10 protein-coding genes are annotated in these 12,664 nt (G+C 37.8%); 3 read left to right on the top strand and 7 right to left on the bottom strand.

All coding sequences use genetic code 11. The features are described from left to right. Positions 1-3: 3 nt before the first annotated feature. The 4 genes from VCHSUH03_RS06360 to VCHSUH03_RS06345 form a co-directional block, all read right to left on the bottom strand. Positions 4-264, bottom strand: coding sequence for a DUF6110 family protein (locus VCHSUH03_RS06360; protein WP_004697111.1), 261 nt, complete (start codon positions 262-264; stop codon positions 4-6). A 105-nt stretch (positions 265-369) separates the two neighbouring features. Continuing rightward, a complete protein-coding gene (locus tag VCHSUH03_RS06355; protein WP_105085390.1) occupies positions 370-573 on the bottom strand; it encodes a FeoB-associated Cys-rich membrane protein in 204 nt (67 codons plus the stop codon). 231 nt (positions 574-804) lie between these two features. Beyond that, on the bottom strand, positions 805-3,174 hold the full coding sequence (gene feoB / locus VCHSUH03_RS06350; protein WP_105085389.1) for a ferrous iron transport protein B: 2,370 nt from the start codon (positions 3,172-3,174) through the stop codon (positions 805-807). A gap of 9 nt (positions 3,175-3,183) precedes the next feature. Then, positions 3,184-3,417: a FeoA family protein gene (locus VCHSUH03_RS06345; RefSeq protein ID WP_094028542.1), complete on the bottom strand. Its 234-nt coding sequence runs from the start codon at positions 3,415-3,417 to the stop codon at positions 3,184-3,186. A 557-nt stretch (positions 3,418-3,974) separates the two neighbouring features. Here VCHSUH03_RS06345 and VCHSUH03_RS06340 point away from each other — a divergent pair. After that, complete coding sequence (locus VCHSUH03_RS06340; protein ID WP_105094426.1) at positions 3,975-5,273, top strand: DEAD/DEAH box helicase; 1,299 nt, start codon at positions 3,975-3,977, stop codon at positions 5,271-5,273. Positions 5,274-5,312: 39 nt separating this feature from the next. On the opposite strand, the gene VCHSUH03_RS06335 is transcribed toward VCHSUH03_RS06340, so the two are convergent. Next, on the bottom strand, positions 5,313-7,622 hold the full coding sequence (locus VCHSUH03_RS06335; protein WP_105094425.1) for a DNA topoisomerase 3: 2,310 nt from the start codon (positions 7,620-7,622) through the stop codon (positions 5,313-5,315). Between the two features lie 176 nt (positions 7,623-7,798). Here VCHSUH03_RS06335 and VCHSUH03_RS06330 point away from each other — a divergent pair, with 176 nt between their 5' ends. After that, on the top strand, positions 7,799-9,394 hold the full coding sequence (locus tag VCHSUH03_RS06330) for a peptide chain release factor 3 (RefSeq protein ID WP_105094424.1): 1,596 nt from the start codon (positions 7,799-7,801) through the stop codon (positions 9,392-9,394). 454 nt (positions 9,395-9,848) lie between these two features. Continuing rightward, positions 9,849-11,096: a sodium/glutamate symporter gene (locus VCHSUH03_RS06325; protein ID WP_060924806.1), complete on the top strand. Its 1,248-nt coding sequence runs from the start codon at positions 9,849-9,851 to the stop codon at positions 11,094-11,096. Positions 11,097-11,218: 122 nt separating this feature from the next. Here the strand turns inward: VCHSUH03_RS06325 and rsmA are convergent, their stop codons facing one another. Together rsmA and rnmV are read right to left on the bottom strand one after the other, a co-directional pair. Continuing rightward, complete coding sequence (rsmA, locus tag VCHSUH03_RS06320) at positions 11,219-12,073, bottom strand: 16S rRNA (adenine(1518)-N(6)/adenine(1519)-N(6))-dimethyltransferase RsmA (RefSeq protein WP_105085385.1); 855 nt, start codon at positions 12,071-12,073, stop codon at positions 11,219-11,221. A 13-nt stretch (positions 12,074-12,086) separates the two neighbouring features. Then, a complete protein-coding gene (gene rnmV, locus VCHSUH03_RS06315) occupies positions 12,087-12,614 on the bottom strand; it encodes a ribonuclease M5 (protein ID WP_105094423.1) in 528 nt (175 codons plus the stop codon). Positions 12,615-12,664 lie beyond the last annotated feature (50 nt).

Raw genomic sequence — 12,664 nt, 5'->3', positions numbered from 1 at the left:
CTATTATTTATTTTCTTCAAAGATTTCTTCGTTGCGTGCTTCGTTGATTTCTTGAGCTTCTGCTAATACATCAGATGCGGATGCTTGTACTTTTTCAGCTGTTTCTAATACAGTTTCTTTAGCGCGAAGGCCAGCTGCTACGATACCAGCATATACTTTTTTAGCATCTTTAGAAGTTAAAACTTTAAGACCTACAGTACCCAATGCAAGACCTGCTGCGAATAAATTAGCGTTTTTAAGATTTTTTTGATCGATGTTGAACATGATAATATTCCTTTCTACTAAATATGATAAAAAATTTAATTACTATATTTGAAAAGAGGAGCCCATTATAGAGACCCCTCTATCAAATTCAGAATTCGTATTAGCTTACTTAGCGGTACGTTTTATGCCTAATGCCTTATTGGAACCATCACAGCTGCAGTTACCACCGCAACCAGAAGATTTTTTAGAGCCAGAATCGGAGCCACCGCCACAGCCGCAACCACCTTTTCCAGACACTTGCTTATAAATTTTAGTACCGATATAAGCTAATGCTAATACAACTATGAGTCCTATAACAAGATTATCCATTATTATGCCTCTTTCTCAATATCTACTAAATTATAATATGTGTCTTAGTGATAAATAAGATAAAAGCAATATCTATAGGATATTTCCCTTTTCTCATTATCATTTAACCACGAATATTGATAATTATCAAGTATTATTTTTAAATTACTTATAACAAAATCGCATTTTTCTAATTCATTTTTGTTTAAAGAATCTAAAAGTGGCTAAACTCTCCTATTTAGCGACTCTAGATTAGAAACCTAATGCGCGACCTATATTATAGAAGATGAAACATGCAATCCATGCAAATGCATTTTCATAGCAGAACATGAACAACATCCATTTCCAAGAACCAGTTTCACGTTTAATAACAGCTAAAGCTGCGATACATGGAGGATAGATTAGTACGAATAGCATCAATGTTAATGCAATTAATGGTGTGAAGTGTGGGTCATTTTGTAAATAATCAGTCAATGCTTGAGGATGATCTGTATCACCACCTACTGCATAAATAGTACCCAATGTAGATACAACGACTTCTTTAGCTGCTAAACCAGCCACAAGAGATACACCGATTTTCCAATCGAAGCCCAATGGTTCAAGAACTGGGTTAATTGCTTTACCAAACATAGCAGCATAGGATTGTTCTAATTTTTCAGATTTTTGTTCTTCATCAATTTTTTGATTTTCTGCATCTAAGTTAGCACTGTTTTTGTACATTGCCCATGCTGCAGGGAACAAGTCTTTATTTTCATCTTTAATATCATTAAATAGTTCAGGTGCTTCAGAATCTTCTTCTACTGCAACTTCAGGAGCAGGTTCTTGATTACTTTCTGCTGCTGAAGTAGCATCTGCTACGGTAGATTTCATATTATCAACGATTTCATTAACTTGGTCTTTTTGTTCATCTGTAGTAATACCAAAATGAGACAAAGTTTCTGCATCTTTCATTTCATATGTTTGAGCTACTTGATCATGCAACGCATCATAATCTTTGGAGTATTCAACATCCATTGGATACGCTGTAATGAACCATACTAAGATAGATGCAGCCATGATAAATGTACCAGCTTTTTTGAGGTACAAAATACCGCGTTCAAACATATGCATCAAAGTTGCTTTTAAGGTAGGCAAGTGATATGGAGGTAATTCCATTACGAATGGTTCAGCTTCACCAGAGAATAAATATTTGCGGAAAACTTTAGCAAAGATGATACCAAATACAATACCTAATGCATATACACCAAATACTACAGTACCAGACCATTCAGGTGGGAAAAATGCTGCTGCAAACAATGTATATACAGGCAAACGAGCGGAACAGCTCATAAATGGTGTAATCAAGATAGTCACCATTCGATCCTTATAGTTATCAAGGATACGAGCGCCCATTACGGATGGTACGGAACAACCAAAGCCTAATAACAATGGAATAAAGGATTTGCCATGTAAACCACAAGCACGCATTACACGGTCAATAACGAATGCCGCACGCGCCATATAGCCAGTATCTTCTAAGAAAGAGATGCCCAAGAATAATAATAGAATTAATGGTACGAAAGAAAGAACCGCACCTACGCCGGCGATGATACCATCAGAGATAAGTGATTGTAATTGACCTTCTGGAATAGCAGTTACAACCCATGCTTGCAATGCTGTGAAGCCATCTTCAATCCAACCTTGTGGAACAGCACCAACTGTATTTACGAAGTTAAACAATAACCACATAACCAACATAAAAATTGGTAAACCCCAAATACGGTGCGTTAAAATTTTGTCATAACGATCAGAACGTGTTTCCAATGTTGTTGGCGCTTGTGTTAAGCATGTATTATATACTTCTACAGCAAAACGGTGACGATATTCTTGGAATACGATATCAAGATCAACTTGATTTTTAATTTCCTCACGAATAGCTTCAGCTTTTTGAATAACAGCTTCTGTATTATCAAAACGCATAACCTTACCAATAACATCAGCATCTTTTTCCAATAGCTTGATAGCAATCCAACGAAGTGGATATGTAACAGTACCAGATTTCTTAAGCTCTTCTACAAGCTCAGCAATTTTGCCTTCTAGTAAATCGCCATAGTCAACTGTTACACCAGGTGCTTTTTGAGAAGCAGCTACGCTAATTGTTGCTTCTAACAACTCTTTTGTACCAATATTTGTACGGCCTACTGTACTAACAATGGTAGCACCTGTTAATTCAGCCATTTTTTTAAGGTCGTATTTAATGCCCATATCTTCAGCAACGTCAGACATGTTTAGAGCAATAACCATTGGCTTTTCAAGTTCCAACAATTGTGCCGCTAAATACAAGTTACGTTCCAAGTTAGATGCATCAAGAACGTTTACGATTACATCTGGATTATCGTTTACGATAACATTACGAGCTACTAACTCATCCAAGGAACGAGCTGTTAAGCTATATGTACCTGGCAAGTCAATAAATAATAGCTCTTGACCATTAAAATTAGTATAACCTTCTTTTTTTTCTACTGTAACGCCGGCATAGTTACCAACGTGTTGCTTCGCCCCTGTGATATTGTTAAACATTGTCGTTTTACCACAGTTAGGGTTACCTGCTAAGGCAATACGAATTTGCCCTTTTTCTGCCATGTGAACCTCCTATTGAACCTCTACATCAATCATGCCAGCTTCGCTTGTACGAAGTGCTAATTCAAAGTTTTTTACTTTGATCTCCACTGGATCACCCAAAGGGGCAAACTTCATAACATGGATTTTTGTACCATGTACGAGACCCATGTCAATTAGACGATGCTTAACATTGCCACTGCCATGTAGTGCAACAATAAGACCAGACTCACCTGGTTTCATGTCTTTTAACTTTTTGATAGCCATACGACACCTCCTAATTATTGTACCTAACAACCTCATATTAAACACACCAAATAATAATGCGTATTAATATCTTAAGATATTATACCAAATCGAGCATTAATTTCAACAATTATTATCATTTTTATGGTTATTTTCTATGTCATATATATATTTTTTTCTCATATTAAATATGAGAATTATTTTATCATTAATCAAAATAAACCCTTTAGGGTATAGCTTTTTATGAACCAACACAAATCATAATTGCCCCACCAAATAAGAAGCACTACTAAGATTATCATTACTGATAATTTAATCATTCTCATTTATAACTTTGAAATTTCTTTAAACATTTATATTTTAATATTTTCCATTCTCATAAATATTCATCACATCGTTATTTATCGATTTATTATCAACTAGTTGTGATCTTCAATATAATTTCACACCTATGTATTTAAAATAGTCTATCGCACCCCCACTACTACTGTGGTCTAGCTATAACAATTCAATTTATTTGCCCCTCCTATCTGCATAAGGTATAATTAATATAATATGTATTATAGAAAGGACGATCCATGAAATCTTTTAAATCTCTAGGTGTTTGCGATGAACTCATTCAAGCCCTTCAAAAACAAGGTATCAAGGAGCCCACTCCAATTCAAGAACAAGCCATTCCTGTAGTTTTCAAAGGGAATGATGTCATAGCAAAAGCTCAAACAGGCACAGGCAAAACATTAGCCTTCTTATTACCTATTCTTCAACGGGTGCACACAGATGTGCATCAAGAACAAGTACTTATCATTGCACCTACGCGAGAACTAGTGAAACAAATTTCTGACGAAGCAAAAGAAATAGGTACCATTTTAAATGTGGATATCCTCCCTCTTATCGGTGGCAAAACGATTGAAGCACAGCTACAACAATTAGGACGTCGCCCTCAAGTTATCTTAGGTACGCCTGGCCGTCTATTAGATCATGCTAAGCGTGGTTCACTTCACCTAGATTGTATTCGTCGTGTCGTACTCGATGAAGCCGATCAAATGCTCCACATGGGGTTCTTACCGGATATCGAAAATCTCATCAGCCAAACAGATGCTAACAGACAACTTTTACTATTCTCTGCAACAATCCCAGATAAGATTAGAAACCTTGCAAAAGCTTATATGTCAAAACCAGCCTCTGTAACAGCAGAAGGTAAGCATGTTACATTAGAATCTATTGATCAACGTGTATACATGATAAATCCAGAAGAAAAAACAGAACGCCTCATCAAAATGATTGAAGAAGACAATCCATTCTTGGCCATTGTTTTCTGTAATAAACGTGAAGGTGCAGTTCGCTTATCCTATGAGTTAACTGCTGCAGGCCTAAATATTGCTGAAATGCATGGCGATTTAACACAAGGTCGCCGCACTCAAATATTACGCGATTTTGCAAAAGCTAAGACACAAATCTTAGTAGCAACAGATATTGCAGCTCGCGGTATCGATATTGAAGGCATTACACATGTTTATAACTACGACGTACCACGCGACGTAGATTACTATATCCATCGTATTGGTCGTACTGGTCGTGCAGGTAATTCTGGTGTAGCTGTTACATTTGCTACGCCACAGGATGAATCTTGGCTACGACGTATTGAGCGTGCCATCCAAGCAACGCTTACTAAATATACTAAAGATGGACAAATTAAAACTAAAGGTAATGCAAGTGCTGCTCCAAAACGTGCAAAATCTTCTGGCAAGCCTAAGATTACGAGTTCCTATCAATCTACAAAGGCTAAAGCTCATAAAGCTCGTGGCCACAAAGGTGCTAACACACGCCAACGCCGTACCTCTACATCTCAAACTGGACGTCGCGGTAAACGCAGATAAAACTAAAGACGCGTACAGATTAATCTGTACGCGTCTTTTTTATTTGTTCGCATAAATACTTGGCATGCCATTTACATCAGAACATTGTGTCTTACATTGAGATCGATTACTGCAAACCCAGTTAATTCGTCCTCTCGCCTCTTGTTTAACAAAATAGCCTTCTTTACATCGTGGGCATTTATATTTCTTTTCTTCTTCAGATAGAATGATATTACTTTCACCAGTTGAAGTCTCTCCATCGATTGGTTGTGTATGTTTACAAGTTGGATAATTGGTACAACCTAAAAAAGCACCATATTTACCATTACGCTGTTGCATACGTCCCTTATTACATTTCGGACATATAGGCAAAGTAGATAAGTCTACATTTTCATTATCCATAGGTCGTTTACGATTTTGATTCGTTATCGTGCGAACTACATTTGGCATCATTTGACCAGAGTTTACCTGTTTATCAAAGCCAAGCTTATCAATCAATAACTGTAAAAACTTAACTTGATCAGATAAGAAGGAATCCAATGTATCCTCCCCTTCACTCATGAGGGCCAAACGTTCTTCCCAAACTGCCGTTTCATCAGGATACAACAATTCATCAGGCAATGCATCTACTAAAAGATAGCCTGTTTCCGTAGGTGATAGAACTTGCTTCTTCCCCGAAGTTTTCATAAAACCACGACTGATGAGTTCGTCAATAATATTAGCACGAGTCGCCTCTGTGCCTATACCAGATACAGCCTTTAACTGTTTTTTCAAATCTTCGTTTTTTACAAATTTATGAATTTCCTTCATCGCTTGCAACAATGTAGATGGTGTAAAACGAGATGGTGGTTTTGTTTGTTTCGCCTCTACAGAGGAATCTGTATAAAGAACGGAATCATTTTTCTTAACAGCCGGCAAATGATCCGTTTCTTCAATAGCCTCTTTTTTAGAGTCAGATTCTGCGCCACGTTCATCAGTTAAATCAGGTTCATCATTATCTGTCATCGATTTGGACTTTTGTCGTTTATAAAGCAACTTCCATCCTTCGTCTATAACTACACGACCATTAGCAACAAACTCTTCCTTACATTGTTCCACTACAATTTTAGTTTGTTCATACACGTGCTCACCATAGAATTGAGCAATATAAGCCTGACTAATGAGGAAGTAAATATTGCGCTCCTCACGAGACAAACTATTCATATTACACGCTACAGTAGTAGGAATAATTGCGTGATGGGCGGTAATTTTCTTTTCATTCCATGCGCGGCTCTTAATAGAACGATCGGCATCTGTAGCCCATTGTGCTAACCTTTCATCGCCAGCATTCTGCAAATTATTGAGGATAGCATTGCGATCACCATACTGATTTGGTGGTAAATATTCACAATCAGAACGAGGATACGTAGTCAACTTTTTCTCATATAATTTCTGAGCTGTATCAAGTACAGTTTGCGGATCATAGGAGAATGCTTTACCAGCCAATACCTGTAAAGATGACAAGGATAATGGTAAGCGTTGTACATCTTTCTTTTTGGATTTTGTAACCGCCTTAATAATACCATCTGGACCAGCTTGCAAGCGCTCGACCAATTCATCTGCAATAGCCTTATTTATGAGACGACCATCTGGATCAAGCCCCTTTTGTTCATCTGTTGGTTGCCACGTAGCCCAGAATACACCATTTGGATGGTTATATAAAACCTTTAGTGTAAAATAATCGACCGGTTTAAATGCGGCTAATTCACGTTCTCTACGAACTACTAGTGCTAACGTTGGAGTCTTAACACGACCTATAGGTAATGTTACCTTATTACCTTTATATCGTTCAGATAAGGTATATGCGCGAGATAGGTTCATTCCAATAAGCCAGTCTGCACGCGCTCTGGCCAATGCAGATTGATATAGATTGTGAAAGTCTTTATTATCTCGCAAATCATTAAGAGCTGCACGAACAGATTTTTCGTCCAATGCATTTAATAAAATACGCTGTACAGGTTTTGTATTTCCTACATAATATAAAACCTCATCAACTAACAGTTGCCCTTCCCTATCTGGGTCACCGGCGTTAACGATAATATCAGCTTTACCGATAAGGTCTTTCACCGTTTCAAACTGTTGACGACTACTATCCGTAACCAATAATTTCCACTCATCAGGCACAATAGGTAAATCTTGAGGGCGCCAGCGAACATATTTATCATCGTAATCACCAGGTTCTGCTTGATGTAATACGTGACCTACAACCCATGTCACCACATCATCGCCTTGAATAAAGTAGCCATTCCGTTTTTGGATATTCTTATTTTCCGGCAAGCACTTACTAATTTCGCGAGCCATGGATGGCTTTTCCGCAATAAATAACCGCATGGTCCCCTCCTTAACATAAAATAACGGCTATTCCCCTAAGCCGCTCTTTGAAATCTCATTATACTACAATTTAGTGGTCATAACTACCAAAATCATGTATAATTTTAAAGATATGAATGATGTGAAAGTTATATAATAAGACAAGGCTTTTACAAACGAAACAATAGAGGTGAACTATGGCATTTTTAGAAGAAGTGCAACGTCGTCGTACGTTTGCTATCATATCTCACCCGGATGCGGGTAAAACTACATTAACAGAAAAATTACTTTTATACGGTGGTGCTATTCACTTGGCGGGGTCCGTTAAGTCTCGTAAAACGGCAAAACACGCCGTATCTGACTGGATGGAAATCGAAAAGCAACGTGGTATCTCTGTAACGAGTTCCGTATTACAATTCGATTATGATGGCTGTCGTGTCAATATCCTTGATACCCCTGGCCACCAAGATTTCTCCGAAGATACATACCGTACATTAATGGCTGCAGATAGTGCTGTCATGTTGATTGACGTAGCAAAAGGTGTCGAAGCGCAAACGAAAAAACTATTTGCCGTCTCTAAAGAACGCGGTATTCCTATCTTTACCTTTGTAAATAAAATTGACCATTTCGGTCGCAGCCCATTTGACTTGATGGAAGAAATCGAAAACGTTCTTGGCATTCGTACTTGCCCTATGAACTGGCCAATTGGTATCAACGGTGAATACAAAGGCGTATACGATAGAGAGCACGAAACTATCGAGCTATTCGCAAAAGATGAAACACATGGTCAAGAAAAGTTAGCCTCTGAAAAAGGAGCTTTGACTGATCCTCGTATGAAAGAATTATTAGGTAATGATGTATACCAAGCATTACTTGATGATATTGAATTATTAGATGTTGCAGGTGATCCATTCGATTTTGATAAGGTTCGTGCAGGCGAATTAACACCTATGTTCTTCGGCTCTGCTATGACTAACTTTGGGGTAAAGCCATTCTTAGAAAAATTCTTAGAACTTGCTCCGTCCCCTGCTCCACGACAAGCAGTAGAAGAAATGGTACAACCTACAAGCGAAGACTTCTCCGCTTTAGTATTTAAAATTCAAGCCAATATGGACCCTAACCACCATGACCGTATCGTATTCATGCGTATCTGCTCTGGTAAATTTGAAAAAGGCATGTCCGTATTGCATCGACAATCGAACAAAACGATTCGCCTATCTCAGCCTCAACAGTTTTTGGCTACAGAACGTACTATAGTAGAAGATGCATATCCTGGTGATATTATCGGTGTCTTTGACGCTGGTACAATGGGTGTAGGTGATACACTGTGTGCTCAAAAACACAAGGTAACCTTTGGTGACTTCCCTGTATTCCCACCAGAGTTCTTTGCTCGCGTATCGCCAAAAGATACTATGAAGCGTAAGCAGTTCCAAAAAGGGATGACGCAATTAGCACAAGAAGGCGCTGTTCAAATCTTTGAACAACCAGGTGCTCTTGATTCCTTCGTAGTCGGTGCTGTAGGTATGCTTCAATTCGAGGTTCTGGAATACCGTTTAAAAAATGAATATGGTGTTGATTTATTAAATAATACATTACCATACAGTGTTGCTCGTTGGATCGATGGTGAAGTAGATATCGCTTCTTTAAAAGGTGTAGATAATGCGATGATTGTCAAGGATAATCGAGATCGCACCGTAGTCCTCATTTCCAATGAGTGGCAAATGGGTTGGGTTCAAGAACGTAATCCAGATGTTACATTCTTAACCACTCCAAAACTTCATCACGAACTATAGTATGGAAGCTCATCCCCTTCTCTAGATAAGAGAGTTGCTATATTATATATGGTAGTATAAGCTCAAATCACAATAGCATATAATAAGATGTAAAGACTTTATAGCTCAAGACTGGAATATATTTCTCAATATATAAAAATTAGAAATATATTCCAGTTTATTTTTTTATAATAGGCAGGAATATCACAGAATTTAGTCGAATACATATAGTATGATTATGTAAAGAAGTGATTTTTACTATTACTTTCTCGTATTTTTGTATATAATATAAATGTATTAAAAAAGATATATATCTAATTATAGGTATATAATAACTAAATGGTTTTAATGTTGTTGTGAGTGTTGAAAATAAATAATATATAATTATTATACCTTATATATTCTATAGTTTTTTTCGACCATTCATGATACCATAAAATATAAGTTTTATTTTTTATTTTAAAGGAGTGATTTTATGCCACTTATTGACTTAGCGTTAGTCAACGATGTATGGACTTTAAAACTGTCCATGATCCAAACTGTAGGCCTTGCTGTAATCACGTTATTCATTGGTACTTGGATTAACAAACATTCCAAGTTCTTACAACGTATGTGTATGCCTGCACCAGCTGTAGGGGCTTTGCCATTTGCATTTTTAACTGCTATTCTTTCTTACTACAAAATTTTGAACATTACCTTTGAAGGTTCCCTACAAACATTCTTAATGCTTGCCTTCTTTACTACCATCGGTTTGATGGCATCATTAAAAGTCCTCAAAAAGGGCGGTATCTTTATTATTTTCTTCTTCCTCGCTTGTGCTGTATGGATTGTTGTACAAAATACTGCAGGTATTATGATTGCTAAAGCTTTAGGCATTGAACCAATCATCGGTATTATGGCGGGCTCCGTATCTATGATTGGTGGTCTTGGTACGGCTGGTGCCTTCGGTCCATATTACGAACAATTACTTGGCATTCCTGGTACAGCATCCGCAGCGGTTGCAGCCGCAACATTCGGTATGGTTGCTGGTACAATTCTAGGTGCTCCTGTAGGCGAACGCATTATTAAAATGCACAAAGTTAAAACACCATACGAAAATCCTGAGTTAATGGAAGATGAAGGCATCGACATGATCGAAGATCACGTTGAAAGTGGTGGCAAACAATTCAACGCTCAAGATCTTTTAACAATCTGTATGTGGATTGGCCTTGCTCTAGGTATCGGTACTATCGTAAGTGCTGGTTTGTCTATCTTAACCCCACTTCCTGCATATATCGGTGCCATGATTTGTGCAGCTGTAATTCGTAACTTTGGTGATTTTACAAAAGCTTACAAAATCAACGATGCAGCTCTCGATGCAGTATCCAATGTAGCATTATCCTTATTCGTAACAATGGCTATCAATAGCTTGAAACTAGTTCAATTGATTGATCTTGCATTACCTCTTATTACAATCTTAGTTGCACAAATGGCACTTATCTGTGTATTTGCATACCTTATCTACTTTATCTTTGGTCGCAACTACGATGCAGTTATGCTTGGCGCGGGCGCTATCGGCTTCGGTCTAGGTGCTACACCAAATGCTTTGGTTAACATGTTATCCTTGGCGGGCAAACACGGTCCATCCCCTCGTGCATGGCTCGTAGTTTCCTTAGTAGGTGCATTCTTAATCGACTTTGCAAATGCTTTCCTTATTACAACAATGGCTGGCATTCTTTACTAATCAAAAAGGACCCATTTGGGTCCTTTTTTATGCAAAAACCTATTAGCTTAATAAAAGCTTATTAACATAAAAGAGCTTATTAGAATGATATTATCAATCTAATAAGCTCTTTTTACATTATACTATTTAATTAAAGAAGCCCACGCATTGGCCACATCAGCAAATTCTTGAAGGGTAAATGTTTCCCCTCTTCGTTGACCATCGATATTTGCTTTTGCTAACAGCTCTTCAATTCGATCTTTTGATAATCCCGTTGTCTTCATCGTATTAGAGAATGTTTTACGTCGTTGTGCAAAACCAGCTTTCACTACTCGGAAGAATAATTTCTCATCAATCACATCAACAGGTGGTTTATCACGTAATACGCAGCGAATGACAGAACTCGTTACCGCAGGAGCTGGCAAGAAGGATTTAGGTGGTACATCAAGCACAATATCCGGTTCAGTATAATATTGTACCGCTACAGATAATGCACCATAATCCTTTGTACCTGGCTTAGCTACCATTCGCAAGGCAACTTCCTTTTGCACCATTACAACGAGGCGCTCAATTGGTAATTTACTTTCCAATAAAGACATAATAATAGGTGTTGTAATATAGTACGGTAAATTGGCAACCACCTTAAATGGTTTATGATTCATGATGGATGGTACATCAAGTTTCAACACATCCCCATGAATAATACGTACATTATCATAGGAGGCCAAAGTAGTGTCTAGGACCTCTAATAAACGTCTGTCGAGTTCAATGGCCGTTACATCTGCCCCACTTTGTGCTAACCCCTGTGTCAATGTACCGATGCCAGGACCTACCTCTAGTACAGGTTCACCAGGTGTCAATTCTGCAGCATGTACTATTTCATCAACAATGCCGCGTTTAATAAGAAAGTTCTGCCCTAATTTCTTGCTCATTTTAATATCGAAGCGTTTACATATATAATGCACTACCTCAGGGCTTGCAATTACTGATTCTAACATCTTAACTCCTATTTTAACAATTCACAGCCTCTTCAAAAGCATCTCGAGTTATACCATAATGATTTAAGCGGTATAAGAACTGCTTGCCATTGCCATAACCAATACCTAACTTAGCACCAATAATCGCACGGCGGGCAGCACTATCTGGCATACCTGAAAGTCCATGACGAACTAGATCCACCATAGAAAATTCGTTGGATGATTCCAAAGATTCTACATGTAATGTAGATAGTGCCTTTCTAATGGATTCAGGCGATGCTTGTTCTATGCCAATATCATCATTCGCAAAAGCTTCATCACGAGGAACAAAAGCATGCTGAGCATTAGGGAATTTTTTTGTTAATACACGACGAATTCTTTCCCCTGCTGTATCAGGATCTGTTAATATGATAATACCTCTTTTTTCATAGGCTACGCGAATCATATCAATAACACCTTTACGGAGTGTGAAACCCTCTGTCGCAATGCAATCTGCTTCCACAGCTTGTGCAATACGTTGTATATCAGATTTTCCTTCTACCACGATGACTTGTTTAAGCATAGGTCCTCCTTTATTCTATTAGTACATTGTAACACATATATAACATTGCT

The sequence above is a fragment of the Veillonella infantium genome, from assembly GCF_002959895.1.
In the GTDB taxonomy this organism is placed as follows: Bacteria; Bacillota; Negativicutes; order Veillonellales; family Veillonellaceae; genus Veillonella; species Veillonella infantium.
This window is presented reverse-complemented; position numbering and strand designations above follow the sequence as displayed.

Excerpts from the sequence above, each read along its gene's own strand:
- rnmV (WP_105094423.1), bottom strand. The coding sequence starts at position 12,614 with ATGCTTAAACAAGTCATCGTGGTAGAAGGAAAATCTGATATACAACGT.
- feoB (WP_105085389.1), bottom strand. The coding sequence starts at position 3,174 with ATGGCAGAAAAAGGGCAAATTCGTATTGCCTTAGCAGGTAACCCTAAC.
- VCHSUH03_RS06335 (WP_105094425.1), bottom strand. The coding sequence starts at position 7,622 with ATGCGGTTATTTATTGCGGAAAAGCCATCCATGGCTCGCGAAATTAGT.
- VCHSUH03_RS06345 (WP_094028542.1), bottom strand. The coding sequence starts at position 3,417 with ATGGCTATCAAAAAGTTAAAAGACATGAAACCAGGTGAGTCTGGTCTT.
- VCHSUH03_RS06360 (WP_004697111.1), bottom strand. The coding sequence starts at position 264 with ATGTTCAACATCGATCAAAAAAATCTTAAAAACGCTAATTTATTCGCA.
- VCHSUH03_RS06325 (WP_060924806.1), top strand. The coding sequence starts at position 9,849 with ATGCCACTTATTGACTTAGCGTTAGTCAACGATGTATGGACTTTAAAA.
- rsmA (WP_105085385.1), bottom strand. The coding sequence starts at position 12,073 with ATGTTAGAATCAGTAATTGCAAGCCCTGAGGTAGTGCATTATATATGT.
- VCHSUH03_RS06330 (WP_105094424.1), top strand. The coding sequence starts at position 7,799 with ATGGCATTTTTAGAAGAAGTGCAACGTCGTCGTACGTTTGCTATCATA.
- VCHSUH03_RS06355 (WP_105085390.1), bottom strand. The coding sequence starts at position 573 with ATGGATAATCTTGTTATAGGACTCATAGTTGTATTAGCATTAGCTTAT.
- VCHSUH03_RS06340 (WP_105094426.1), top strand. The coding sequence starts at position 3,975 with ATGAAATCTTTTAAATCTCTAGGTGTTTGCGATGAACTCATTCAAGCC.